General features: G+C 40.9%; 27 protein-coding genes. 9 read left to right on the forward strand and 18 right to left on the reverse strand.

What is annotated here, in order from left to right; all coding sequences use genetic code 11:
* Positions 1-61: 61 nt before the first annotated feature.
* Genes trpB through trpD form a run of 3 tightly spaced genes read right to left on the reverse strand, consistent with a single transcriptional unit; the run spans position 62 to position 2,863 of the window.
* Entirely contained in the window at positions 62-1,243 is a 1,182-nt protein-coding gene (gene trpB, locus QWZ17_RS03920; protein WP_290303629.1) for a tryptophan synthase subunit beta, read from the reverse strand.
* Entirely contained in the window at positions 1,227-1,871 is a 645-nt protein-coding gene (locus tag QWZ17_RS03925; protein WP_290303630.1) for a phosphoribosylanthranilate isomerase, read from the reverse strand. Before QWZ17_RS03925 ends, trpB begins: the two co-directional genes overlap by 17 nt.
* Positions 1,872-1,873: 2 nt before the next feature.
* Positions 1,874-2,863 (reverse strand): anthranilate phosphoribosyltransferase, encoded by a 990-nt coding sequence (trpD, locus tag QWZ17_RS03930; protein WP_290303631.1) that lies wholly within the window; start codon positions 2,861-2,863, stop codon positions 1,874-1,876.
* 334 nt (positions 2,864-3,197) lie between these two features.
* Here trpD and QWZ17_RS03935 point away from each other — a divergent pair, with 334 nt between their 5' ends.
* Complete coding sequence (locus QWZ17_RS03935) at positions 3,198-3,581, forward strand: four helix bundle protein (protein WP_290303632.1); 384 nt, start codon at positions 3,198-3,200, stop codon at positions 3,579-3,581.
* Between the two features lie 98 nt (positions 3,582-3,679).
* Positions 3,680-4,633, forward strand: coding sequence for an ion channel (locus QWZ17_RS03940; protein ID WP_290303633.1), 954 nt, complete (start codon positions 3,680-3,682; stop codon positions 4,631-4,633).
* A 115-nt stretch (positions 4,634-4,748) separates the two neighbouring features.
* On the opposite strand, the gene QWZ17_RS03945 is transcribed toward QWZ17_RS03940, so the two are convergent.
* The 10 genes from QWZ17_RS03945 to QWZ17_RS03990 form a co-directional block, all read right to left on the reverse strand.
* A complete protein-coding gene (locus QWZ17_RS03945) occupies positions 4,749-5,564 on the reverse strand; it encodes an SDR family oxidoreductase (protein ID WP_290303634.1) in 816 nt (271 codons plus the stop codon).
* A complete protein-coding gene (locus QWZ17_RS03950) occupies positions 5,551-6,384 on the reverse strand; it encodes a glycosyltransferase family 2 protein (protein WP_290303635.1) in 834 nt (277 codons plus the stop codon). The genes QWZ17_RS03945 and QWZ17_RS03950 overlap by 14 nt, the downstream gene beginning before the upstream one ends.
* 3 nt (positions 6,385-6,387) lie before the next feature.
* The gene (recR, locus tag QWZ17_RS03955; protein ID WP_290303637.1) at positions 6,388-7,005 is read right to left on the reverse strand and encodes a recombination mediator RecR; all 618 of its coding nucleotides are present in this window, start codon (positions 7,003-7,005) and stop codon (positions 6,388-6,390) included.
* 192 nt (positions 7,006-7,197) lie between these two features.
* Positions 7,198-8,052 (reverse strand): AMP nucleosidase, encoded by an 855-nt coding sequence (locus QWZ17_RS03960; protein ID WP_290303638.1) that lies wholly within the window; start codon positions 8,050-8,052, stop codon positions 7,198-7,200.
* A 343-nt stretch (positions 8,053-8,395) separates the two neighbouring features.
* The gene (gene clpX, locus QWZ17_RS03965; protein ID WP_290303640.1) at positions 8,396-9,634 is read right to left on the reverse strand and encodes an ATP-dependent Clp protease ATP-binding subunit ClpX; all 1,239 of its coding nucleotides are present in this window, start codon (positions 9,632-9,634) and stop codon (positions 8,396-8,398) included.
* A 248-nt stretch (positions 9,635-9,882) separates the two neighbouring features.
* Positions 9,883-10,611, reverse strand: a complete 729-nt coding sequence (locus QWZ17_RS03970; RefSeq protein WP_290303641.1) for an ATP-dependent Clp protease proteolytic subunit — start codon at positions 10,609-10,611, stop codon at positions 9,883-9,885.
* Between the two features lie 290 nt (positions 10,612-10,901).
* On the reverse strand, positions 10,902-12,257 hold the full coding sequence (gene tig / locus QWZ17_RS03975) for a trigger factor (RefSeq protein WP_290303642.1): 1,356 nt from the start codon (positions 12,255-12,257) through the stop codon (positions 10,902-10,904).
* A gap of 113 nt (positions 12,258-12,370) precedes the next feature.
* Entirely contained in the window at positions 12,371-13,348 is a 978-nt protein-coding gene (locus tag QWZ17_RS03980; protein ID WP_290303643.1) for a c-type cytochrome, read from the reverse strand.
* A gap of 45 nt (positions 13,349-13,393) precedes the next feature.
* On the reverse strand, positions 13,394-14,119 hold the full coding sequence (locus QWZ17_RS03985; RefSeq protein ID WP_290303644.1) for a head GIN domain-containing protein: 726 nt from the start codon (positions 14,117-14,119) through the stop codon (positions 13,394-13,396).
* Between the two features lie 127 nt (positions 14,120-14,246).
* Positions 14,247-14,855 (reverse strand): GIN domain-containing protein, encoded by a 609-nt coding sequence (locus QWZ17_RS03990; RefSeq protein ID WP_290303645.1) that lies wholly within the window; start codon positions 14,853-14,855, stop codon positions 14,247-14,249.
* 388 nt (positions 14,856-15,243) lie between these two features.
* Here QWZ17_RS03990 and QWZ17_RS03995 point away from each other — a divergent pair, with 388 nt between their 5' ends.
* Positions 15,244-15,480, forward strand: a complete 237-nt coding sequence (locus QWZ17_RS03995) for a hypothetical protein (RefSeq protein WP_290303646.1) — start codon at positions 15,244-15,246, stop codon at positions 15,478-15,480.
* A 122-nt stretch (positions 15,481-15,602) separates the two neighbouring features.
* On the opposite strand, the gene QWZ17_RS04000 is transcribed toward QWZ17_RS03995, so the two are convergent.
* Positions 15,603-16,205, reverse strand: coding sequence for a GIN domain-containing protein (locus QWZ17_RS04000; protein WP_290303647.1), 603 nt, complete (start codon positions 16,203-16,205; stop codon positions 15,603-15,605).
* A gap of 372 nt (positions 16,206-16,577) precedes the next feature.
* Complete coding sequence (locus QWZ17_RS04005) at positions 16,578-17,102, reverse strand: hypothetical protein (protein ID WP_290303649.1); 525 nt, start codon at positions 17,100-17,102, stop codon at positions 16,578-16,580.
* A 246-nt stretch (positions 17,103-17,348) separates the two neighbouring features.
* On the opposite strand from QWZ17_RS04005, the gene QWZ17_RS04010 reads away from it, so the two are divergent.
* Complete coding sequence (locus QWZ17_RS04010; protein ID WP_290303650.1) at positions 17,349-17,861, forward strand: hypothetical protein; 513 nt, start codon at positions 17,349-17,351, stop codon at positions 17,859-17,861.
* Positions 17,862-17,960: 99 nt separating this feature from the next.
* On the opposite strand, the gene QWZ17_RS04015 is transcribed toward QWZ17_RS04010, so the two are convergent.
* Together QWZ17_RS04015 and QWZ17_RS04020 are read right to left on the reverse strand one after the other, a co-directional pair.
* Entirely contained in the window at positions 17,961-19,625 is a 1,665-nt protein-coding gene (locus QWZ17_RS04015; protein ID WP_290303651.1) for a M56 family metallopeptidase, read from the reverse strand.
* Complete coding sequence (locus QWZ17_RS04020) at positions 19,625-19,990, reverse strand: BlaI/MecI/CopY family transcriptional regulator (RefSeq protein ID WP_290303652.1); 366 nt, start codon at positions 19,988-19,990, stop codon at positions 19,625-19,627. The genes QWZ17_RS04015 and QWZ17_RS04020 overlap by 1 nt, the downstream gene beginning before the upstream one ends.
* A gap of 278 nt (positions 19,991-20,268) precedes the next feature.
* On the opposite strand from QWZ17_RS04020, the gene QWZ17_RS04025 reads away from it, so the two are divergent.
* From QWZ17_RS04025 to QWZ17_RS04045, 5 genes are all read left to right on the forward strand, one after another.
* Complete coding sequence (locus QWZ17_RS04025) at positions 20,269-21,216, forward strand: hydroxypyruvate isomerase family protein (protein ID WP_290303653.1); 948 nt, start codon at positions 20,269-20,271, stop codon at positions 21,214-21,216.
* An 18-nt stretch (positions 21,217-21,234) separates the two neighbouring features.
* Positions 21,235-22,392 carry a M28 family metallopeptidase gene (locus QWZ17_RS04030; protein ID WP_290303655.1) on the forward strand — a complete coding sequence of 386 codons (1,158 nt, stop codon included), beginning with the start codon at positions 21,235-21,237 and terminating at the stop codon, positions 22,390-22,392.
* Positions 22,393-22,395: 3 nt separating this feature from the next.
* Positions 22,396-22,947: a GNAT family N-acetyltransferase gene (locus QWZ17_RS04035; RefSeq protein WP_290303656.1), complete on the forward strand. Its 552-nt coding sequence runs from the start codon at positions 22,396-22,398 to the stop codon at positions 22,945-22,947.
* Between the two features lie 143 nt (positions 22,948-23,090).
* Positions 23,091-23,309, forward strand: a complete 219-nt coding sequence (locus QWZ17_RS04040; protein WP_290303657.1) for a hypothetical protein — start codon at positions 23,091-23,093, stop codon at positions 23,307-23,309.
* A 397-nt stretch (positions 23,310-23,706) separates the two neighbouring features.
* A complete protein-coding gene (locus QWZ17_RS04045; protein ID WP_290303658.1) occupies positions 23,707-24,000 on the forward strand; it encodes a hypothetical protein in 294 nt (97 codons plus the stop codon).
* Positions 24,001-24,007: 7 nt separating this feature from the next.
* Here the strand turns inward: QWZ17_RS04045 and QWZ17_RS04050 are convergent, their stop codons facing one another.
* A complete protein-coding gene (locus tag QWZ17_RS04050; RefSeq protein ID WP_290303659.1) occupies positions 24,008-24,475 on the reverse strand; it encodes a CYTH domain-containing protein in 468 nt (155 codons plus the stop codon).
* Between the last annotated feature and the right edge of the window lie 120 nt (positions 24,476-24,595).

A 24,595-nucleotide genomic window follows, 5' to 3' on the forward strand; every position in this document is an offset into this window, starting at 1 on the left:
TCATCGATCATCTCACAGTTTTAAACAAACCATGAACTATGATCCATAAACCATCAACTAATTAGTAACCAAAGTATTTTATATAAGTATCCAGATCCTTGTCGCCCCTGCCCGATAGACAGATCACCACATTATCATTGATATCAAATTTCATTTTTTCGAGCTGGGCCAACGCGTGCGACGATTCAATGGCCGGGATAATACCCTCCATTTGCGAGCAAAGCAAGCCCGCTTTCATTGCCTCATCGTCGGTAACGCTTACGTATTGGGCACGATTTATTTTGTACAGATGCGCATGCTGCGGACCAATACCAGGGTAATCCAAGCCGGCCGAAATGGAGTAAGGCTCAACAACCTGTCCGTCCGGCGTTTGCATTAATATGGTACGGCTACCGTGTAATACGCCCTCCTGCCCTAAAAAGGTAGTAGCTGCCGATTCGCCGCTATCAACACCTTTACCTGCCGCCTCAATAGCAACCAGCTTAACCTGCTCATCATCTAAAAAATGATAAAACATGCCCATGGCATTACTACCGCCGCCTACACAGGCCAGTACGTATTGCGGTAATTCATTGCCTGTATGCTCCAGCAACTGCTTTTTAGTTTCTTCGGAAATAACAGACTGGAAACGCGCCACCATATCGGGATACGGGTACGGACCAACAACCGAACCGATGATGTAATGCGTATCAACCGGGTTGCCTATCCAATCGCGCAGGGCCTCATTGGTGGCATCTTTAAGGGTTTTACTGCCAGATGATGCCGGGCGTACGGTTGCACCCAACATTTTCATACGCGATACGTTTGGCGCCTGGCGGGCCATGTCAATCTCGCCCATGTAAACCACGCACTCAATGCCCATTAAAGCGCAAACAGTGGCCGTGGCTACACCATGCTGACCGGCACCGGTTTCGGCAATGATTCGTTTTTTACCCAGCCGTTTGGCTAACAAAATTTGCCCTATGGCATTGTTTATTTTGTGCGAACCTGTATGGTTTAAGTCCTCGCGTTTGAAAAATATATTTGCGCCATATTTTTCCGAATACCTTTTAGCATGATAAAGCGGCGAAGGTCTGCCCACGTAATTCTTCAACAGATCATCAAATTCAGCTTTAAAACCTTCGTCATTAATAATGTTGATATATTGCTGCCTTAGCTCTTCTACGTTTGGATACAGCATTTCGGGGATGTAGGCTCCGCCAAAATCGCCATAATAACCATGTTCGTTAACTCCGTACTTCATCTGTAATATGTTGTTTTTTGATGATATCAAATGCTTGTTTCAGTTTTTCGATGTCTTTAACACCCGGCTCGGTTTCAAACCTGCTATTCAAATCAACCCCGTAAAATTGCGGGTGATTGATCTTCTTAATTTCCTCTAAATTATCAAGGCTGATACCGCCTGATAAAAAGAAGGGAACATTCAATTTATAGTTATCTAAAATTGCCCAATCAAATGTTTTACCAGAGCCGCCATAACCCTTTGTTTTGGTATCGAACAGGAAATAGTCAACATTGTTCACGTAATTGTTCAACTGCTCAAAATCAAAGTTTTCATCCAGTCCAAAAGCTTTAAAAACGCTTACCTTATTCTTAAAGCTATTGCTAAACTCCGGGCTTTCGTCACCATGTAGCTGGATAACATCAAAGCGGTAAGTATCTATCAGCGATTGAATAGTTTCTGCACTTTCATTTACAAAAACGCCCGTCTTTTGAATATTTGATGGCAGGCTTGCAGCTATATCCACCGGCAATCCGGTAATAAACCTTGGCGAAAGGCTGTAGCATATAAAGCCCACATAATCGGGCCCTAAGGCTGCTACAGCGTTTATATTTTCGGGGTCTTTTAAACCACAAACCTTTATTTTCATGATTAGTTTTGCAGTAAAAGGTTAAAACTATTTAAGGCTTTATGGCTTAACAAAGCTTCTTCGGCTTCATAAAAGCAATCGGCAAAACTCTTTTCGGGGGTGATAGTCCTGATAGCCAGCGCCGCGTTTGAAAGCACCACATTGTTTTGTGCCGACGTACCCTTGCCACCAAGCACACTGTTAAATATAGCGGCAGAAGCACTAACGGTATCCCCACCTGTAATTTGCGATGGATCGAGCTTTTCAAAGCCCAGGGCTTCCACGCTGTTGATCTTCTCGCCTTCGGCCGAAAAGGTTTTAAAATCACAAGTTAGTGAAACCTCGTCATAGCCTTCCAAAGCGTTTACGATGGTATACTTTGTAGTTGATTTTTGATATAAGTAGGCATAAACCCTGGCCAGTTCCAGGTTAAATACCCCTACCAGCTGATTCCCGGGCTTAGCGGGGTTAACCAGCGGACCAAGCATATTGAAAAAAGTTTTAACCCCCAATTCCCTGCGGATAGGTGCCACAGTTTTCATTGCCGGGTGAAATAGCGGCGCATGCAAAAAGCAAATATTAGCCTTATCAATGCTCCGTTTTAGTTTATCTGTATCGTTAGTAAACTGATACCCCAAATACTCTATTACGTTTGATGAACCACAGCCCGATGAGACGCCATAATTACCATGTTTGGCAACTTTGTAACCAGCTCCGGCCACAACAAAAGATGCCAGGGTAGAGATATTAAAAGTATCCTTACCATCGCCGCCTGTACCACAAAGGTCAATGAGTTCGCCGGTTTCCAGGTCAATAGGCAAGCAAAGTTCCAGCATCGCGTCGCGGAAACCTTCCAATTCATCAACAGTAATACTGCGCATACAATAAGCCGTCATAAAGGCCGCCATTTGCGAGTTGTTGTACTTACCCTGCGCAATATTTATCAAAATACCTTTTGATTGCTCCCTGCTAAAGGTTTTGTGTTCAAATAGATGATTGAGTATCTGTTTCATAAGCCCCCCAGCCCCCTAAAGGGGGAGTTTTTGTTTTTAAGTTTTTTGCGCCATCCCTCCAATCACTCCCCCTTCAGGGGGCCGGGGGGCTGGTCAATAAAAAAGGGTTACCGTATGGCAACCCTTCCTTTTGAATATATTTTTTAAACAAACACGGAATTGCCTTACGATATCTCGTTAAGCCACCACCAATTGTTGTTTAATGTGTTCATTTTCATTTGCGCCACAAATATGGAAATAGTTTTTATAAAAACAAACAGAATGATAAATTTACAGGGAAGCAATTATTGAATTATTGAATTATTGAATTATTGAATTATTGAATTATTTTTTTATGAGTGATGCAAACAGGATTGAATTTGCAGAGATGTTTAAAAAACGCACAAAGAAATTTGTTGTTGAGAACATTAAACTTTTCAAATCCTTACCGAAAACAGAAGAAGCGAAAATAATAGGCAGACAATTGTTACGATCCTCATCTTCCGTTGGTGCAAATTATAGAGCCGCATGCAGGGCCCGTTCCCAAGCCGAATTTCACGCCAAACTATCTATCGTTGTAGAGGAAGCCGACGAATCAGTATTTTGGATGGAGGTTTTAGTTGAAGCCGAAATAATTAAACTTGTTGATATCAGCATCCTAATAGATGAAGCAAATCAAATTCTTAAAATTGCATCAGCTTCCAGAAAAACAGTCACGGTAAATAAAACACTGCAATAGGCACTGTTTTTTTGAGAATCAATGGTTTAACAATCAATCAGAAATGACTTTTTTTTCAATCAATAATTCAGTCATTCAATAATTCAATAATTAAAAAGATGGCTATACATAAAGATAAAATAAACCCCGAGGATGATCTTGGCTTTGGTACACAGCCGGTTGTAAAAAGCCAGCCGGTTATTAATAAGGATGGATCTATCAATGTAAAGCGTACTGGTTTGCCCTTTTTTAGTACCGCCAATAATTACCATTCGTTGATCACCATGAGCTGGCGACGTTTTTGGGTTATCGTTTTTAGCGGGTATCTTACAGCCAACATCATTTTTGCCGGCGTTTATGTTTCTTTAGGGAAAGATGTACTTGATGGTAAAAGCGGAAATACCGGGTTTGATAGGTTTATGGACGCGTTTTTCTTTTCGGCACAAACCATATCAACGGTTGGCTACGGACATATCAGTCCAAAAGGTATGTTAGCTAATAGCGTAGCCGCTTTAGAATCGATGATGGGTTTGCTGGCATTTGCATTGGCAACCGGTTTACTTTACGGGCGGTTCTCGCGTCCATCAGCTAAAATTTTGTACAGCGATAAACTCTTGGTCGCTCCCTACCGTGATAATGGTTGGGGACTGATGTTTCGCCTTGCTAATTTAAGGCGCAATATTTTGATCGATCTGGAAATAGAAGTCGTTTTTGGTTATAACGAGGAAGTGAACGGCAAAACTATCCGTAAGTTTTTCCAGTTAGAACTGGAGCGAAAGTTTGTAAGCATTTTAACCGTTAACTGGACTGTGGTACACCCGCTTGATGAAAATAGCCCTCTAAAGGACATGAGCAGAGAGGAACTTGAAAATAAGCAGGCCAGCGTATCGGTGATCCTTAAAACATTTGATGACACATTTTCGCAAACGGTTCATTCACGTACATCCTACGTTTACAGCGATGTTGTTTGGGGCGCTAAATTTGTTCCTGTATTTCACCGCGACGAGGAAGGACAGGCCATTATAGATATGAGCAGGATTAGTGAATATGAGCTGGTACCGACAACTTTTTAGTTCACTGGTTCATTAGTTCATTAGTTTATTGGTCTTAGCAGGTGATTAACCTTTTTCAGTTAAAAATATCCGCCAGACAAGTACTAATGAACCAGTGAACTAATGAACCAATGAACTACCTAATCAGCGGATTTTTCTCTTTGGCGAATACATTATAAACCATTTTATCTAAAAAGGCCGGTAAAAGTTTACTAAGCAACACGGTAAGTTTTCCCTGGGTGGTCATGATTAAGGTGCGGGAACGGTTTTCAATACCGTCAACAATGATGGTAGCCACTTTATCTGACGACATCATTTTATCCTCTTCCAGCGTACTTTCCTTTTGCTCCAGGCCATCCTGGTTTAAGGCTGTATTGCGAATGTTTGATGCCGTGAAGCCCGGGCAGGCGGTTAGTACGTGTACACCTGTTTTTAAATTTTCAACCCTTAATGAATCTAAAAAACCATTCATGGCAAATTTTGATGCCGAGTACCCTGCCCTGCCTGGTAAGCCTTTATAGCCCGCTATGGACGATACCCCCACTATACTACCCTGGGTTTTAATAATTTCTGGCAGGGCGTATTTAGTGCAAAATACTGTTCCCCAAAAGTTTACATCCATCAGGGATTTTAAAACTTTAAGGTCAACATCTTTAAAAAGGGCACGCATGGAGATACCCGCATTGTTAATCAGCACATCTATTTTACCGAATGTAGCGAGGGTTTGTTTAATAAGACTTGAGCAATCATCCTCTTTAGTTACATCGCACTGTATTGCCAGGGCCTTGGTTTGGTAGCGCCTTTCAATATCCTGGGTAATAACGCATAGCGTAACGTATTGGCGGGCCGCCAGTACAACGATAGCACCGCGTTTGGCACATTCAATGGCTAATGATTTACCAATGCCCGATGAGGCACCGGTGATGATTATAACTTTATCATTTAACTTCATATGAAGGAGGGTATAGCTGCGGTAAGCCCTCCACCTTTATTTCGGGCACCTTAAATAAATATTTGGTGGCGAAGATAATCATCGCGCCATAATATTCCCTCAGGTATTCCCAGCTAAATTTCACATGGTTTTTGCTGTTAAAATTGATGATATATGTTTTGGGGAAATAGTAGTTTTTAAAGCCCGCCATGCGGATTCTGTAGCTTAGGTCGATATCATACCCGTAGGTATAAAAGCGCTCGTCAAATACGCCAACCTGGTTAATTGCTTCTTTACGTAGCAGCATAAAAGCACCATTAAGCACATCGGTTTCTGAAGTTTGAAACTCTTCTACCCAGTCCTTACGTTGCACATCGGTTAAACGCGATTTAGGGAAATATTTAGCTAAACCGGTTAACTTAAAAAACACCTCCCATGGTTTGGTGAAACCGTGTTTTGACTCCTTTAAAAAACGACCATCCGGGGTAATCATCCGCACACCCATGCCGCCGGCATCAGGATGCATGTCCATAAACTCCAAAGCTTTCTCAATAGTCTTTTTGCCTGTAATTGTATCCGCACTGACTACTAAAACATACTCCCCTACGGTTTCTTTAATGCCCTGGTTATAAGCAGCTGCCATACCTTTATTACTGGTATTGGCAATTACCTTAACCTCCGGAAAGTCTTCCCGCAGCATCAATACAGATTTATCGGTAGAAGCATTATCAACCACAAAAACCTCGTAATTGAAGCCTACAGCAGCTCTTACAACCGAATTGAGCGCAATCCTGAGCATATCACAGGTATTGTAATTGACTAATACAACAGAGAGTTTCATACCTTACTTTGACAAAGAGTTTTCATACGGAACACGTGTAGCGATAGACCGCCCGAGGGTGATCTCATCTACGTACTCCAACTCTCCACCAAAGGCTATGCCACGAGCGATGGTTGATATGGTTATGTTGAAAGATTTTATGCGTTTGTTTAAATAAAACAGCGTGGTATCGCCCTCCATGGTAGCGCTAAGGGCAAAAATGATCTCTTTGGTTTCATTTGCCTTTAAACGTTCAACAAGGGTATCCACCTGTAAATCCGATGGACCAACGCCATCCATCGGCGATATTAAGCCGCCCAACACATGATAAACGCCATTAAACTGATTTGTATTTTCAATGGCCATCACATCGCGGGTGTCCTCTACCACACAAATGAGGCTGTGATCGCGCTTGTGGGATGAGCAGATTTCGCAAACCGATTGATCTGATATGTTATGACATACCGAGCAAAACTGAATTTCGTTACGAAGCTTGCTGATGGTGCTGCTAAATCGTTCAACCTCTTGCTTATCCTGGTTTAGCAGGTGCAATACCAGGCGCAGGGCGGTTTTTTGGCCCACACCGGGTAGTTTAGCAAACTCGGCAACAGCATTCTCCAGCAACTTCGACGAAAAATTCATTTTGCGAAAGTAAGGATTAGTCGGGAAGTCCGAAAGTCCGGGAAGTCAGTAAAGTCCGAAAGTCCAGGAAGTCGAAAATGTCCGAAAGTTCAGGTTGGTATTGAGCGTTTTATCCGCCCAAACCAATGAACTAATGAACCAGTGAACTAATGAACCTATAGAACTAATGAACCATTGAACTAATGAACCAATTTAAAACTTCAGGTGTTTTACTGTAAGGCCGTTATTGATCAATTGCTTTAATGACTCGATGCCTACGTGCAGGTGTGTTTCTACGTACTGCTCGGTTACTGTCGAATCGCTTTCCGCAGTTTTTACCCCCTCTGGGATCATCGGCTGATCTGATACCAGCAGCAGTGCACCTGTGGGAATCTTGTTGGCGAATCCTGTGGTAAAAATGGTGGCGGTTTCCATATCAACAGCCATGGCCCGTAAATCTTTCAGGTATTTTTTAAACACTTTATCGTGCTCCCAAACTCGGCGGTTGGTGGTATAGCAGGTACCGGTCCAATAATCGCGGCCAAAGTCACGTATGGTGGTTGAGATGGCTTTTTGCAGGGCAAAGGAAGGCAACGCGGGCACTTCTGCAGGCAGGTAATCGTTTGATGTCCCCTCGCCCCTGATGGCCGCTATAGGCAGAATTAGGTCACCTACGTTGTTCTTCTTTTTTAAGCCACCACATTTGCCTAAAAATATTACAGCTTTAGGGTGAATTGCGGTAAGCAAATCCATCACGGTAGCTGCAACCGAGCTCCCCATACCAAAGTTGATGATGGTGATGCCATTAGCCGTTACACTTTGCATCGGCTTCTCGATACCCATAATTGGCGCGTCATCGTGCCATTGCGAAAACAGTTGGATGTATTTTGAAAAATTGGTGAGGATGATGTAGTCACCAAAAGCCTCCAACGGCCTCCCTGTGTAACGGGGTAACCAGTTGGCAACAATAGCATCTTTAGTTTTCAATCCCGATTTTACCGGGGTGTGTACTTCTTTCACTACCGGGGCGTCGGTAGGGTTCTTTTTAACGTTTAATTCGTCGTTCATATTAAATAATTTTATGTTTTAACCGTCAATGGCAGCCTGGTGGGGCCGCCTTATTCAGTTGTTCAGTTTGCAGTTATTAGTTTGCAGCTACCAGTTTGCAGTGGGCAGTATTCAATTTGAAGTTGCCTATTTTAGGCTACACCTCAGTTTACAATCCTTCATCAGTTTGATTTTTTTTAGTTAAACGACTTGGCGAACTGTTTACTTGTCAGCATTGTTTGCCAACTGCAAACTGGCAACTACCCACTGAAAAACTGCAAACTTACTTATACAACAAACCCCGGCGTTTCACCAGGGTCTGTGTTAATTACAATAAAGTTAGCTTTTAAATTTGTGCAAATTGTTAAGCTACTTTTAATTTTTTCAGATCCGATTTTTCAAACTTATCTAAGGCGTAGTCTAAAGTGATGTTTAATCGTTTCACATCTTTTTTAGATGGGAATTCAAACATCGCGTCAATCATGATAGCCTCACAAATTGATCTTAAACCCCTTGCGCCCAACTTAAACTCCATTGCTTTATCTACAACAAATTCAAGCACTTCATCATCAAACTCAAGCTTTACGCCTTCGTAATCAAATAATTTTTTGTACTGTTTTAATAACGAGTTTTTAGGCTCGGTTAGTATGTTGCGTAAAGCGGCCCTATCAAGCGGATTAAGGTAGGTTAATATAGGTAACCGGCCTATCAACTCCGGAATTAAGCCAAATGATTTTAAATCCTGGGGAGTGATGTACTTGTATAGATTTTTCATATCTATTTCATCGTCATCGCGCCTCATTTTGTACCCTACCGTTTGTGTACGCAACCGATTTGCTATTTTACGATCGATACCGTCAAACGCGCCACCGCATATAAACAGGATGTTACTGGTATTCACCGTGATCATTTTTTGATCGGGGTGTTTACGGCCGCCTTGTGGTGGTACGTTAACCATGGTACCTTCTAAAATTTTCAGCAATGCCTGCTGAACACCTTCGCCGGATACATCACGGGTTATGGAAGCGTTATCGCTTTTACGGGCTATTTTATCAACCTCATCAATGTAAACAATACCTTTCTCGGCAAGGGTTACATCGTAATCGGCACTTTGCAGTAACCGGGTTAAAATGCTTTCCACATCTTCCCCTACGTAACCAGCCTCTGTTAAAACAGTGGCATCACAAATACAAAATGGCACGTTTAATACTTTAGCCAGGGTTTTGGCCAACAAGGTTTTACCTGTGCCGGTTTCGCCCACCATAACGATGTTTGATTTTTCAATCTCAACTTCGTCTTTATCAATACGCTGGTTTAAGCGTTTATAATGGTTATATACAGCTACTGAAAGTATCTTTTTGGCATCATCCTGACCAATTACATATTGATCAAGGTGAGTTTTGATCTCGTATGGCTTAAGCAAGGCCGGCGCCAGTGGCGACGACTTTACCTTGCGCACCTTTAATTCCTCGGCTAATATTTCATTAGCCTGGTTAACGCACTTATCACATATATGCGCGTCGAGCCCCGCAATCAACATCAGGGAATCCTGTTTACCGGCACCGCAAAAGGAGCACCTGATTTCCTTACTGTTTTTATTCATATGATTGGTTTATAATCAAAATTAGTAAATTGATGCGAGAAAAAAAAGTTTTGAAGTCCGCAAGTCGGGAAAGTCAGTAAAGTCCGAAAGTAAAAAACACTTTCAGACCCCACTTTGCTTTCTATTTTTGAACGTCCAGACTAAAAGCTTACGGGCATTTTCCCTTACTTCTTTCGGACTTCCAGACTAACAACTTCCGGACTGTTTCCCTTACTTCTTTCGGACTTCCGGACTAAAAACTTCCGGACTTATTTCCCTTTATTTCCTCTTAAAATCTCGTCTACCATACCAAATTCTTTGGCTTCTTCGGCAATCATCCAATAATCACGGTCTGATGCGTCCCAAACTTTTTCGAATGATGCACCACTGTGATCAGCAATGATTTGGTATAGTTCTTTTTTCAGTTTAGTGATCTCATGATAAGTGATCTCAATATCTGACTGCTGGCCTTGCGCGCCACCAGATGGCTGGTGAATCATTACCCTTGCATGTGGCAATGCCGCTCTTTTACCTTCGGCACCCGCTACCAATAGCACCGCTCCCATTGATGCCGCCATACCGGTACAAATTGTTGCCACATCGTTTGAAATAAACTGCATGGTATCATAAATACCTAAACCGGCGTAAACCGAACCACCAGGTGAATTGATATAAATCTGGATATCGCGTTTGCTATCTGCCGATTGCAGGAAAAGCAATTGAGCCTGGATAATGTTTGCAATATTATCATAAATCGCATCGCCAAGGAAAATGATGCGGTCCATCATCAACCGTGAAAACACGTCCATCTGGGCTACATTAAGCTGGCGCTCTTCAATAATATAGGGCGTCATGCCGGTTGGTACTGTAGTAGCAATACCGCTTGGCATGCGGCGGCTATCAAAGTTACCAAGGTATTTATCTACAAAAAGACTGTTGATGCGGTGATGTTTAACCGCGTATTTTCTGAATTCGTTTTTATCGATGTTACTGTTCATGGGTTTTGTTATGTTAATTTTAGGTGCAGGTATTGTTACCTGCGATAAATATAGTTTTTAGTTGAATACAATTATGGAAAGATAGTTTGTATAAAGTAAAAATTATTTTGAGGTGAGGGTAGTTAGGAAGTCGGAAAGTCCGAAAGAAAAAACAAGCTGACAAGTCCAAAAGTCAGTTTTTTCACTTTCGGACTTTACTGACTTTCCCGACTTGCGGACAAAAAAACTTCTCAATACAACAAAAGCAACCTTGTGAGTTGCTTTTGTTAAATATGAATTAAACCGGTTTCTTATTTCTCTGAAACCAATTTGCTGAAATCGGTATAAAGGATATCTTGTTTATCTAAAGTGATCACACTTTTAATATAATCAAACACCTTTAATGCTTTTACCTCTTCAAATATCTTATTAGCATTCTCTTTGTTTTGCAGGTATTGTACGGTGTACTGGCCTAATTGCTCTTCTGGAATAGCTTGCGGGCTGTACATTCTGAACTGCTGATCTAAACGCACTTTCGCTAAAGCGAAAACTTCATCGTATTTGATCTCGATTTTGTTATCGGTAATTATTTTGTTTTCAATCAAAGTCCATTTAAGGTTTTGAGCAAAATCAGCATAACCACCGGCCAACTCCTCTTCAGTCAGTTTCTCGTTAGTAGCTTTTAACCAGCGTTTCAAAAATTCATCAGGTAAATTGAAGTCAACTTTGGCAATGCTTGCTTTGTAGATATCGTCCTGCAATTTGCGTTCGCTATCCTGCACCATCATTGTTTCAAGCTCTTCGGTAATTTTAGCTGTAAATTCCGCTTCGGTTGTAACTACACCTTCACCAAATAATTTGTCAAAGAACTCCTGGTTTAAATCACCTTCTTCTAAACGGTTAACGTTTTTAACCAATAGCTGGAAGTTTGATTTCAAATCAGCTGCTTCGTCTTCTTCTATCTTTAATAAGCCGGCAACTTTAGCCGCGTCGTTATCAAAAGCTTTCTGAATATCGAGGGTTACAATATCACCTTTCTTTAAACCAATTAGTGAAGCTTTAACGGCTTCGTCTTTAACCTGGTCTAAACGTACAGATGCTGTATTGCTTATACCACCCTCAAAAACACTACCATCTGGTGAAAGCTGTGTTAATTCGCCATAAAGAACATCATCATCTGCCGATACGTCAGGATTTGTCATTTTGCCATAGCTACGACGGATATTTTTGATCCTCGAAGCCAGGGTCTCATCATCAACTTTAATGGTGTATTGGGTAACTTTATCTTTTGACGAAAACTCAATATCAAATTCAGGAGCTAAGCCTAATTCGTAGTTAAACTCAAAATTGTCGGCAAAATCCCAGTTGTAAGTTTTCTCGTCGTCAACCTTTGGAAGCGGCTGGCCCAAAATGCGCAGATCCTGCTCTTCTATATATTTATTTAATGTATCTGATAAAAGGTTATTGATTTCATCAACCAATATGCTTTTACCATACATTTTTTTTATGTGAGCTGCAGGCACCATTCCCGGGCGAAAACCTGGCAACTTTGCTTTTTTAGCGTTCTCTTTTATAGCTTTATCAACACGTGGCTGATAATCTGCAGGGTCGATGTTGATTTTAACAACCGCATTCAGGGCATCTACTTTTTCCTGTGTAATATTCATCTTTTTACCGGGTATATATTTGATCCATTGAAACCATACTGCCTAAAATTTATTGCAGACTGTACAAATTTCGAGGCGCAAAAGTATGAATTTATTTTAAATTAACAGCCTGATTACTTAGCCGAAAACTTTACTACCTGGTTTTTTATCGGCTTAATTGTTTTAACATAAGCATATATAGCCTCAAGGTCGGTTTCCTTTAAATCCGCGTATTTATACCAGGGCATAATGGTTTGAAATTCATGCGGTTTTACGGTCGCCTTTGCTTTGGTGCTATCGGCATATTGTTTAAACACGTTTACAAACTGGGCTTTTGTCCAGCTGCCAATCCCGGTTGCTTTATCGGCTGTAATATTTGCAGATCGTACCGTGCCCGCGTTGGGAATTACAAACTCCCGGCCGCCGGCGTATTCAAGCCCCGGTATTAGTTTGCCTTTATCAACCTGGCTATGGCATTCCATATAGGCCGCGGCCGTTACCAGATACTCGCCGTACTTTAACGTATCTTTTGTATCGGGCACCTTACCCAGGCTTGCTTTTTGGGGCATAGTATGCACAATAATATTTAAAGGGAAATTAAGCTTGGCCGAAGCATAATCGGCCTTGATTGGTTTAAGCGAGCGGATATAGGCAATTATGCTATACAGATCTTCTCTATCCATTTTTGAATAATAAGGCCAGGGCATTATCGGGAATATGGCCGATCCATCTTTTCTTACGCCTGTTGTTATCGCCCTTAACAATTCGCCGTCCGTCCAATTACCTAAATGATATGGGGTAATGTTTGGTACTTCCACATTGCCCGGGAAACCAACAGCAGCGTCAAACTTTTCGCCGCCTTTGCCGTCGCTTCCTTCAAGCATGGGGCCGGCAAATTTTGTCCAGTCGCGGGTGGAATGGCAATCCATACACAGGGTAACATGGTTTGCCAGGTACTTGCCACGCTCAATACGCTGCGGTGTTAGCGCTACTTTAATATCTTCGGCCTTACCCACGTTTGGTAAGGCCAAAGTAATGTACGATACAGCAGCGATAGCAATTACAACTACTACAATCACGACATAGACGGTGTACTTCAAAAGCTTTTTCATGATAAGGTAAGGTTAATGGGTAATTTAATAGCGGTGGATTAAAACTTAATCCACCTTAGTAATTTTTGATGCGCCGGATTTATCATTATTAACGGTTGCCGGTGAGCCTTTGTATTCAACCTCCGCTGCGCCGCTTGAATGTACGCTTAAGGTTTTCAATACATTGATTTTGCAATTGCCAACGCCAGAAATATCAATATCATAATCGCCTACCACAAAGTCAAAGGCATTTAATTTAGACATACCGCTGGTTTGTATTTTATGAGATGCTGCCTGTCCCTTTAAATTCATTTCGGCCACGCCGCTGTTTTGCGTGTCGACATTGCCGGCGTTAATATCCAGGTTTAATTTGGTAGCACCGGATAGGCCTAAACTCAAATCGCCGGTATTAATTTTCCCGTTAGATGAAATAACCACCGCGCCCGAAGCATCGATCTCGTCAATTTTTTTGATGCCTATATTAATCACGATGCTATCGCCATCGCAAAAGTTCTTTTTTGATTTAATATGCAGCGTGTTGCCCTCAACCGAGGTTGATACATATTTAAGCTCATTATCATCGCCTTTTATGCTGATTGTTAATGAGCTATCCTGCGTTAAATGCACCTTAAAGGCATCAGAGATATCAAGCTTGGTGAAGTTATTGGCCTTGCGGTTTTCGGTAATAATATTGCCCGAACCGTGTACGCATCGTAAATGCCCGCATGATGATAATATGCCTACCGATGCAATTGCCGCGATTACAGAAATTTGAAAGCCGAATTTTTTCATGATGTTTTTTTGTGTTTTATGACGTAGTGTTAGGAATAGACGTTACATCAAAATTAAAAAAAGCTACCACATTTACATGATAGCTTTTGGAATATATGATGAACTTTTGCAAAAGTATTGTTGACGATTATAAACCGGCGTACTCGTTTTCGTTACGGGCAAGGGTTGGATTGGTTAATTTATCGGTATAGCTGGCAGCAGCAAACTTGTTATTGTTAACGCTTGATTGTGTGTTGTGAACCAAAGTGTAAACCTCTGCTTTACCGGCCAATTCAATTTTAGCCTGATCGCTTACATTAACATTAGCCTGGTAAGCATCTAAATTTAAGTTGGCTGTAGCGTTGTTGTGCAGGTTAACTTCTAATTCGATGGCAGACAGGTTACCGAATGACTTAACTTCGGCATTGTCATAAGCGCTGATGTTGCGTAAATCGTTAGCAGTTACCCAAACTACCAGTTTTTCTTTAGTGTATGATGCAATGCGTAATACACCTTTTGAGCTTTGTACCAAAGCACCTTCTGCATAATATTTGTTATAAACCTTAACCTGATCTGCAGTGCCGGCAGATACGTAAAGTTCAACGTTACCACGGATTTCGATTTTGTTGATGTTGCTTACGTCTGTTAAAACAGTAGCAACGTTTTGAGTATTTTTTGTAGTAGCTGCAAGGGTTGAATTTGTTAAACCTGCTACTAAAACTAAAGAGGCGGCGATGGTGAATAATGTAGTTTTCATGATATTTAATATTTTGATTGTCAAATGATTGTGTTGTGTTGTTTTTAAATACACTAATAAGACGCCACCATTTTTGAAACGTTACAGCAGTTTTTGGGGTATTAGATGTACAGCGTTTTTTTATCGGCGAACGCCGGGTAATCATCGGTGAATGGGGGAATTATTTTTGTGGGATTTGAGATTGGTGTAGTTGATAGTCACATTTCAACTACATGATTCGAGTATGCAGATCAGGCCAGAACAGCTGAGTACTCGTGACCTCCTCCGTCAAACCAAGCTAATGTTGTGGTAAGGACAAACATCGGCCCGCTCAATCGCCGCGGGAAGGGCTGTTACTTTTTTCTTGATAAAAAAGTAACCAAAAAATCAAGTCAGCAGAAATGCTTCTTTGCCGCTCAGGGCCTTTGCCCTGCAAAACGGGCAGAACCTGGGCCGGGATTATTTTGCCCTCACCCTCCTTGCCCCCTACTGCAAAAACTCCTATGCCCCGCCGCCGCACCGCCCACCATCGTTCTGCCCGTTTTCGCCCGAAGCTGTTCTGCAGACACATTTGGCTTCCCGAATACTAACCGATTCAATTGGTGCTAATACTTCATCGCCTTACAATCCAACTCAATCAACCTAATCCAACTTAATCAACCCAATCAACTTAACCAACCCAATCCCCCAAAACAAAAAAAGCTGTCACTTGCAAGTAACAGCTTCTCAGAATATATGATGGACTTTTGCAAAAAGTCATTAGGGGAATTAGATGCCTGCTAATTCGTCGTTTTGAACTTTGGCAGTGGTGTTTAATTTATCGGTGTAGTTGGCAGCAATAAATTTGTTGTTGTTTACTGTCGATTGGCTATTGTGGGTTAAAGAATAAACTTCGGTTTTACCAGATAGTTCAATTTTGGCATGGTCGCTTACGTTTACATTGGTTTGGTAAGTATCCAGGGTTAAGTTAGCGGTGGCGTTGTTGTGCATATTAACTTCCAGTTCAATGGCCGATAGGTTACCAAATGATTTAACTTCGGCATTGTCATAGGCGCTGATGTTACGCAGATCATTTGCAGTTACCCAAACTACCAATTTTTCTTTTGTATATGACGCGATGCGTAATACGCCTTTTGAGCTTTGTACCAGCGCGCTTTCGGCGTAGTATTTATTGTAAACCTTAACCTGGTCGGCTGTACCGGCAGATACATAAAGCTCGACATTACCGCGGATTTCGATTTTGTTGATATTGCTTACATCAGTTAAAACAGTAGCAACATTGTTAGTATTTATTGTAGAAGCAAGGGTTGAATTTGTGATACCAGCTACTAATAATAATGAAGCAGCGATGGTGAATAATTTTGATTTCATGATATTTAATATTTTGATTGTCAAGTAATTGTATTGTGTTATTTTTAAATACAACAATAAGACGCAGGCATTTTTAAAACGTTACAGCCCTTTTTTGTGATTTAGATATACACCGGGTTTTTATCGGCGAATGGCGGATTATGATCGGTGAGCGGGGGATAAAGTTTTGAGTATAATACACGTCTTATTTTTTGACGGCGCAAAGGTACCCTTAATAAGCATCAAAAAACAGCCCGACCAAGCTGATTGACGTATAGTGACGTTATGATGAAAAAAACTACCCAAAGTGTTATTACAATGACAATATAGGAGGTTTTCTGACTGTGAAACAGGAGATTAGAAACGATTTAACGAGCTTCCATTAACAAATAATTAAAACGAAACCCCAAGTTGGATGCCCGAGCCGATGGATGCGGGGAAATTATTACCAAACCTTATTGGAAAAGAGGCGGCGATAAACAGATTAGCGTCCTTCCCTTGTATCAATCGCTGGTTAAATACCGGGCTAAATCCAAAACGGCCATTGGTTTCAAAACCGGTGCGGCCAATAAAAGTAAATCCGTTTTTAAAACGGAACATGGCGCCTGGATTAAAGGAGATAGAATTTACCTTGGCTATATTTTTTTCGGTGCGAATAACGGGAGCTACTTCAAAACTCACACCAAAGTGATCACTTTTTAAAAGGTTGATCCCAAATGGAAAGCTTACTGTATACGCATTCTTAAAATTGCCTGTGAAACCATCTTTAGTCCAGGTTTCAACGGCATTTGTAACGCTAAAATAACCCATTACCCTGGGATATACTTGCGATTGCTGGGCGAAACCTATATTATTTACAAAGGTTACAAAAAATAAAACTACAATAACTTTAGTGATCGCTGCAGGGGATAAAGACATCTACAATAATATAAACTTCTGATTATTTAAACATTACGCGCATTAACACTTAACAGAGTGTTCATCTTAAATTTACACCCCTCATCACCTGCCCAATAATTTACCAATTATTACGTATTGAAAATATCCTTAAAAAACATATTCAGGATACATATAATACATATTTAACATTATTACAATTTGAAATTTAGATATTTGAAACTTATTATTAATCTAAACAAATAAATTCGAGACAAATCCTGCAAAATGAAAAAAATCAAAACCTTATTATTATTGGCTGCAACACTGGGTGTGATCACTTTAAATTCATGTTCAAAAGACAAAAATTCTGTGCCGTCGGCAACTATTACTGCCGGTGTAGATGGTACAGCTACCACATTTAACACCAACGCTATAACACTTAGCAGCACGGTTAACGGGGCTACTTTTACCAACATACAAGGTACAGCATCAAACGGCGCAACTATCTCTATCACTTTAAGCGGCAAACCAACAGCGGGAAAAACCTACATCTCAACTGCAAGTAAAGACGATGATAAACCCGTTATGCTTTATTCTTTAAAAAATGACAACTATTTTAATGATGATGACAATACTAAAAACATTGTAAGCGTAACCATATCATCGGTAAGTTCAACAGGAGTGCAGGGTACTTTTAAAGGTGCCCTTACCAATACTGTATTTGTAGGCACTGGCGGTGGCACAGCTAAAACAAAGGCTATAACCGATGGAAAATTCAATGTTTACTTCAGCAAATAATTTTTGCTGTTAAAGTTTTACTATAAAATAAAACGGCCTTTCAATTGATTTTGAAAGGCCGTTTTGTTGAGCTGCTCATAAAAAGCTTAGCCGGTTAGTTTATGATTTTACCGGCTCATAAAACTTTAAGAACCAGTCGGGGTTTCTGTAAGCATACGTATCTGCATTATTGCCAATAGCTACCCAATCGTTTATATCATAAGTTTTGTCGCTGGTTTTAACCTCATGTACAAAACGGAGCGTTACATGATAACCTTCTTTGAGTGCGGTTAAATCGGGCGCGTTGGATTTAAAGGTTAAATTAAAGATGTAATTATTACTTCCCTCTACAGCAATCCCGATACATTTCCCCGCCGCGTTTCTTTTTATGTCGGTTATTTTCCCATCGGTAAAACGCACCTTATTTGTTTCATATAAAAAAGGTGCAGTATCGTTTATAGCAACACTTTTCTCCTCAAATATTTTCACATTGTTTTTTATGATGTACGCTGGCGAAAATGATACCGGCATATTTTTAGAAAAACTACTGCCAGACATTTTCATCGTCACTTCATCGCCTTCACTAAGTTTTCCATCCAAATCCGAGTTGTCTTTACCATAGATCGATACATCGTAGTCATTGTTATTGTAGGTTATTGTATAACGATGTAGAAAAGTTGATTTTTCATCTTTTAAAACCTTCGCAATTTTCACAACAATTTCTTTAGCCATAATTTGTTGCGTGATTTTTGATTTGCTTTTATACTCTTCGGTTTTCATGTAAGCTCTTTGTTCAGCCACCGCCAAATCGTACGCCTTATCACGCTTTACTTTTTGGCGATACTTTTCTACCGGCTCATCAGCAACTGCCGATTGAACCGGAGTTTTAACTTTTGTTTTTAAACTGGTTGCAAAAACCAGGCAGCTAACAAGCACCATGGGCGCCATAAGCAGGTAGGTTAACTTTTTCATATTATTTGATGGTTTGTTAAAAAGCATGGTTATGCGTTTGGCTAAGGGCACTGTGCTAAAACCATTAAGCAAAAGCATCCCTTGCCCCGTTGCGGATAAGTGCAGTAACAAGTTGGCATACATTTTTTTATCGGCTACAGCGGCCATCTTCTTATCAACACCAAACTCGTGGTTGGCTTCAATGGCATTGGCGTACCAATAAACAAAGGGATTAAACCAAAGGATAATTTGCGCTATTTTGGCTATCACCCTATCTACAGAATGAAATGCACTTACATGTAATAGCTCATGCGCTATAATGTATTTTAACTCCTGCGGACTAATACCATCGTCATTTAAAAAAACGTAGTTGAAAAAAGAACCATTACGGAGAGCGGCATGGCTGCTAAAAATGGTTACGCCATCTAATTTTGATCTGGGCTTACCCCTTAAACCAACCAGGAAAAGAGTTACGGATATCAAAAGATGTGTAAACAGTATCAGCGCGACAATGACATACAGCAAATCGGCCGCCTTACTCCAATTTATTGGTTCATCAACAATAAATGGTTGTTTTCTTTGATGAGCGGCTACCTGTTGATTATCTGCCTGTATTTTATCTATGTAAGTGAATTGCCTAACGGCCGAAACATACGGCGCCTCTTGTTTAACCTGCACTTTTATTGCCGGTATTACAAAGCTTAGCACCAGCGTTATAATCAAATACCATCGGTTAATGGTAAAAAAAGTGAGCCGGCGCAGCAGCAGATAATAAAACAAGTAAAAAATTCCGGTACAGGCCGATACCTGTAACACATAGGCGATGGTTTCCATTATTCTTCGCTTTTATTAATGATATCCTTAAGCTTGTTAATATCTTCCTGGCTCAGTTTCTCTTCTTTGACCATAAAAGAAAAAAGACTTTCGGCCGAGTTATCGAAATACCCTGCAAAAAAACGGCTGAAGAAAGCCTTGCGGTATTCAGATTTGGTGACCTTAGGAAAATACTCATAAGTTTTTCCATAAGCCTTATAATCAACATATCCCTTCTTTTCCAGCAACCGCACTACCGACGAAATAGTGTTGTAAGGTGGTTTAGGATCATCGGGCAGCGCCTCAATAATATCCTTCACAAAGCATTGCTTTAGTTGCCATATCACCTGCATAACCCGCTCCTCTGTTTTTGTTAACTCTTCCATACTCAAATATAAAACTGATTTTTCAGTTATACAACTAAAAACCAAGTTACATAACTTATTTTACAGTTTTAAATTACAACAGTATGATATACAGGCATATAATTTATAAAACACAAATCATAAAACTCTCCCCTTTCATCCAACTATCCCCAAGTCTTTTATCTTTTGTCCTTAAGTCCATCGTCCAATAGTCCTACTGTCCCAAAGTCTTTAATCTAAATATCCTTGCTCCTTTGTCCCTAAAAAACTATCTTGCTTTCGTAAACCAATCCCAACCTATGAAACGCAGAAACTTTGTGCAAGGCTCTATGCTGGCGGGCGCATCCTTATTAACTACAGGTGTTTTAAACGCGGCGGCGCTTACCAGCTGTGCCGATCCGGCAGGTGTAGCTACTACCACGGCTGCCGGCGATAAACCTTTCAATCTCAATTATGGCACACACGATGGCATGTTTAAAAGCCATGCCGGCGATGATTTTATTGATCAGATTAAGTTTGCTTATGATAAAGGTTTCCGGGCTATTGAAGATAATGGCATGAGCGGCCGACCAGAAGATCAGCAGAAAAAAATAGGCGATACTTTAGCTAAATTAGGTATGGCCATGGGCGTTTTTGTGCAACCTGGCCTGGGTAATGACAGCAACATGCTGGCAAACGGCAAAGCCGACCAGGTTGAAAAATTCATAGCCTCGTGCAAACAGGCTGTTGAAATAGCCAAGCGCATTAATAGTAAGTTAGTAACCGTTGTCCCCGGCGATTTTGTGCGCAACCTGCCCATCGGCGTACAAACCGGCAATGTTATAGAAGCGATAAAAAAGGGAACGGCCATTTTAGAACCACATGGCGTTGTAATGGTGTTAGAGCCGTTGAGTGATAATCCGGATTTGTTTTTGCGCACACCCGACCAAGCCTATGCTATTTGCAAAGCTGTAGGCAGTCCGTCATGTAAAATTCTGTACGATATGTATCATGTACAGCGTAACCAGGGTAATATCATCCCAACGCTCGATTTGGTTTATGACGAAATTGGCTATTACCAGATTGGCGATAATCCCGGCCGCAAAGAACCCGGCACCGGCGAAGTGAACTATAAAAACATTTTCAAACACATTTATAACAAGGGCTACCGCGGGGTTTTGGGCATGGAGCATGGTACAGCGGGCGCAGGCAAAGAGGGCGAACTGGCATTGATTAAAGCTTACCGCGAGGCCGATAGTTTTATGTGACCATATCATCAATAATAAATGAAATTTAAACTCACCCTCCTGCTCCTGTTGATAGCCAACCTGAGTTTTGCGCAGGATAGCCTGTTTGCCCGCAAACTGGTTGATACGCTTACTTCGCCCTACTTTTGGGGCCGGGGTTATACGCGCGATGGGGTGCACAAAGCCGCTACCTTTATACAAGCCCAATTTAAAAGCTATGGTTTAAAACCGATGGGTGGCAAAAATTACCAGCAGGTATTTAGCTACCCGGTAAATGTTTTTCCAGGTAAAATGGAGGTAATTATTAACGGCGTGAAGCTTGCACCAGGCAAACAGTTTATCGTAAGCCCGGATAGTAAGGGAGTACATGGTATTGGCAAGCTGGAGCAAACGGACAGTGTACACTTTGTTGACCGGCAAAACCGGGTGGTGGTTTCTTTGGAAGATAAGCTAACATGGTCGGTTGAAGGTAAGGCGCTTGATTATACGGTGATACAGGTTGATAAAAAGGCTGTAAAGCTGCCGCTAAATACTATTAGCATCGATATAGAAAACCAGGTGATCCCCGATTTTAAAACTGCCAACATTTGCGCGGTGGTTAAGGGTACTGTAAAGCCCGATTCTGTAATTGTGATTACCGCGCATTATGATCATTTAGGCGGCATGGGCAGTGATACTTATTTTCCGGGGGCCAATGATAATGCCAGCGGTTTATCGCAAATGCTTAGTTTGGCCAGGTATTATGCCGCGCACCCGCAACCGTACACCATGGCTTTCATTGCTTTTTCTGGCGAAGAGGCCGGTTTGTTGGGGTCTAAATACTTTACAGAAAATCCGCTCATCCCATTAAAAAACATCCGTTTTTTAATCAACCTTGACTTGAACGGAACAGGCGATGAAGGTATTACCGTTGTGAACGCCACGGTATATCCTAATGAGTTTGCAGCTATGCAACGCATCAGCGATGAAGGCCATTACTTTGTTAAAGTGGCTAAGCGGGGCAAAGCCGCCAACAGCGATCATTATTTATTTACAGAAAAAGGTGTGCCCGCGTTTTTCATTTATACCATGGGCGGCATTAAAGCTTACCACGATGTATTTGATATCAGCGCTACCCTGCCGCTTAATAAATACAAAGATTTGTTCAGGCTTATTGTTAAGTTTAATGATTCGCTGATGCAAAATGCCAAACCCTGATTTATGCTTAATCCAGATTTTAGTAGTTTCCCCATTTTAACAACCCAGCGATTGGTGTTACGCCGGTTTACAGATGCGGATACTGCCGATCTTTTTGAAATGCGCAGCGACGCCAACGTAATGCAATACATTGGCCGCCCGCTCTGCAAAACGCTGGATGATGCTTTAGGATTAATTAAGGTAATTGACGACCTTTTAGCCGCCAACAATGGTATCACCTGGTGCATTTGCTTAAAAGACGATCCTAAATTTATAGGCAGCATAGGCTTTTGGCGCATAGAAAAGGAGAACCACCGTGCCGAGATTGGCTACCTGCTAAACCCCGCCTACCAGGGACAAGGCCTAATGCAGGAAGCTGTACAAAGGGTGATTGATTTTGGCTTTAACGAATTAAATTTCCATAGCATACAGGCCAATGTTAGTCCGCACAATAAAGCGTCCATCAAACTATTGGAATGCAGTAATTTTATAAGGGAAGGGTATTTTAAGGAGAGCCAATACCATAATGGTCGCTTTGAAGATACCGTTATTTATGCTTTATTAACAAAAAAGTAAATGTGTTAACAAATTATTTATGCGAAATATTTTGAATTAAAAAATTTTAATGCATGTTTACACTTCAAAACCAATTATAGCTAAGGCTGAAAACAATTCAGTATAAATGGGGTTAAACTAAAAAACACAAAAAGAAACTTATCATGGCAACAGAAAACGGAAGCGGAATTACCGCGTATTCAGTAAAAACCAAAACCAAAAATGTACCAATGGTTGATCCTGTGATCGACATTAAATCTGGAAGGTATATTGCAACCGGTACAGATGGTGCAGGCAACAAAATGGCTGCTATTATGGGCAAAGCTACTGCCGAAGAGCATATCGCAAAAGGTAACGCTAAAAAAGGCACTGGCTGGGCTTAATATTTATTATTAACCGCAAAAGCCCTGGTTGAGTTCTGCTTAAACCAGGGCTTTTGTATTTACCAGAAAGCTTAAAGCGAAGGGCATAAAGCCCAAAGCCAAAAACTGACCGCTTATATACTTAATGTAAAGGAAATAACTTGCGTAAAAACCCGCGGCTACCCAAAGCCTCTTGTTTACAAATACACCTTCTATAAATTATTGTAAGAAACTTTAAATCAGATATTTTTTATATATCCCCTGCAGTCCTTTTTACAAATACGAAATCGAAACTCCGAATTCCGAAATTACGATAACGTAGTTTTACGCATGGCAAAACAGGTTAAAATACCTATTTCCTGCCCTGTTCATTTGCTTTAGTTTTACAACATCCCTGAATAAGTTAAAGCATCTGGTTATGGCAGTACGTATACTTTATATTAAAACCGACGAAAAACCACATCATAATCCCTACGTGGCTATCGATTCCCTGGAATGGGTTAACGAGCGTATAAACGTAAAAGGAATAACCGAACGTAGTAAATTATATGACTGGATTAAAAATGAAGATGGCGAAGCTTACATTATTGACCAATACGGCAATAAAACCTGCCTTATTCCAGCTCTTTGCCCCGAAGGAAACAAATACGTAAAAACTGTTAAAGACGAATCGCAGCCCGATATGCTGTTGGCATTACCGGAGTCGGCCTGATTATTTTTCACCACTTTGCAAACGGATGTACAGCCAGGTTTGAGTTATAATAACGCACGTCGCCGGTAACCTCGGTAGTGATCCATTCTGGCAGTATAAATTTTTCGTCTTCGCTTTCCAGTTCAATCTCCGCAACAAGCAAGCCCTTGTTATCCCCTAAAAACTCGTCCACCTCCCATACCTTGCCTGCAACATCAATACAATAACGGCGCTTTTTTAGTTCAGATACAGCAAAATTATTGAGCATTTCTTCGCCATCAATAGCCGGAATTTTATATTCAAACTCCAGTCGACTAATACCTTGTGTGCCGCCTTTTATGGTAATAAACCCTTCATCGGGCGTAACACGTATCCTAATAGTTTTATTTTCTTCGCTTAAAATATAGCCCTGCCTAAAATAAGTACCTACAGGTTTTGGCGTTTGATGCCATTGCTCATGATCAACCAAAAACTTACGTTCAATTTCAACTCCCATATATCCTTTTTTTTAATAACCTAATAAAACGCGGTTGGTTTTAATTGCTGTAAACACTGCAATAAAGCCGGCAAATATTAGTTTATTTAGGGCGATAACCTATATTTAAAGAAATAATAT

Origin of the sequence: Mucilaginibacter flavus (assembly GCF_030409315.1) — a bacterium.
In the GTDB taxonomy this organism is placed as follows: domain Bacteria; phylum Bacteroidota; class Bacteroidia; order Sphingobacteriales; family Sphingobacteriaceae; genus Mucilaginibacter; species Mucilaginibacter flavus.

Excerpts from the sequence above, each read along its gene's own strand:
- trpB (WP_290303629.1), bottom strand. The coding sequence starts at position 1,243 with ATGAAGTACGGAGTTAACGAACATGGTTATTATGGCGATTTTGGCGGA.
- QWZ17_RS03925 (WP_290303630.1), bottom strand. The coding sequence starts at position 1,871 with ATGAAAATAAAGGTTTGTGGTTTAAAAGACCCCGAAAATATAAACGCT.
- trpD (WP_290303631.1), bottom strand. The coding sequence starts at position 2,863 with ATGAAACAGATACTCAATCATCTATTTGAACACAAAACCTTTAGCAGG.
- QWZ17_RS03935 (WP_290303632.1), top strand. The coding sequence starts at position 3,198 with ATGAGTGATGCAAACAGGATTGAATTTGCAGAGATGTTTAAAAAACGC.
- QWZ17_RS03940 (WP_290303633.1), top strand. The coding sequence starts at position 3,680 with ATGGCTATACATAAAGATAAAATAAACCCCGAGGATGATCTTGGCTTT.
- QWZ17_RS03945 (WP_290303634.1), bottom strand. The coding sequence starts at position 5,564 with ATGAAGTTAAATGATAAAGTTATAATCATCACCGGTGCCTCATCGGGC.
- QWZ17_RS03950 (WP_290303635.1), bottom strand. The coding sequence starts at position 6,384 with ATGAAACTCTCTGTTGTATTAGTCAATTACAATACCTGTGATATGCTC.
- recR (WP_290303637.1), bottom strand. The coding sequence starts at position 7,005 with ATGAATTTTTCGTCGAAGTTGCTGGAGAATGCTGTTGCCGAGTTTGCT.
- QWZ17_RS03960 (WP_290303638.1), bottom strand. The coding sequence starts at position 8,052 with ATGAACGACGAATTAAACGTTAAAAAGAACCCTACCGACGCCCCGGTA.
- clpX (WP_290303640.1), bottom strand. The coding sequence starts at position 9,634 with ATGAATAAAAACAGTAAGGAAATCAGGTGCTCCTTTTGCGGTGCCGGT.
- QWZ17_RS03970 (WP_290303641.1), bottom strand. The coding sequence starts at position 10,611 with ATGAACAGTAACATCGATAAAAACGAATTCAGAAAATACGCGGTTAAA.
- tig (WP_290303642.1), bottom strand. The coding sequence starts at position 12,257 with ATGAATATTACACAGGAAAAAGTAGATGCCCTGAATGCGGTTGTTAAA.
- QWZ17_RS03980 (WP_290303643.1), bottom strand. The coding sequence starts at position 13,348 with ATGAAAAAGCTTTTGAAGTACACCGTCTATGTCGTGATTGTAGTAGTT.
- QWZ17_RS03985 (WP_290303644.1), bottom strand. The coding sequence starts at position 14,119 with ATGAAAAAATTCGGCTTTCAAATTTCTGTAATCGCGGCAATTGCATCG.
- QWZ17_RS03990 (WP_290303645.1), bottom strand. The coding sequence starts at position 14,855 with ATGAAAACTACATTATTCACCATCGCCGCCTCTTTAGTTTTAGTAGCA.
- QWZ17_RS04000 (WP_290303647.1), bottom strand. The coding sequence starts at position 16,205 with ATGAAATCAAAATTATTCACCATCGCTGCTTCATTATTATTAGTAGCT.
- QWZ17_RS04005 (WP_290303649.1), bottom strand. The coding sequence starts at position 17,102 with ATGTCTTTATCCCCTGCAGCGATCACTAAAGTTATTGTAGTTTTATTT.
- QWZ17_RS04010 (WP_290303650.1), top strand. The coding sequence starts at position 17,349 with ATGAAAAAAATCAAAACCTTATTATTATTGGCTGCAACACTGGGTGTG.
- QWZ17_RS04015 (WP_290303651.1), bottom strand. The coding sequence starts at position 19,625 with ATGGAAACCATCGCCTATGTGTTACAGGTATCGGCCTGTACCGGAATT.
- QWZ17_RS04020 (WP_290303652.1), bottom strand. The coding sequence starts at position 19,990 with ATGGAAGAGTTAACAAAAACAGAGGAGCGGGTTATGCAGGTGATATGG.
- QWZ17_RS04025 (WP_290303653.1), top strand. The coding sequence starts at position 20,269 with ATGAAACGCAGAAACTTTGTGCAAGGCTCTATGCTGGCGGGCGCATCC.
- QWZ17_RS04030 (WP_290303655.1), top strand. The coding sequence starts at position 21,235 with ATGAAATTTAAACTCACCCTCCTGCTCCTGTTGATAGCCAACCTGAGT.
- QWZ17_RS04035 (WP_290303656.1), top strand. The coding sequence starts at position 22,396 with ATGCTTAATCCAGATTTTAGTAGTTTCCCCATTTTAACAACCCAGCGA.
- QWZ17_RS04040 (WP_290303657.1), top strand. The coding sequence starts at position 23,091 with ATGGCAACAGAAAACGGAAGCGGAATTACCGCGTATTCAGTAAAAACC.
- QWZ17_RS04045 (WP_290303658.1), top strand. The coding sequence starts at position 23,707 with ATGGCAGTACGTATACTTTATATTAAAACCGACGAAAAACCACATCAT.
- QWZ17_RS04050 (WP_290303659.1), bottom strand. The coding sequence starts at position 24,475 with ATGGGAGTTGAAATTGAACGTAAGTTTTTGGTTGATCATGAGCAATGG.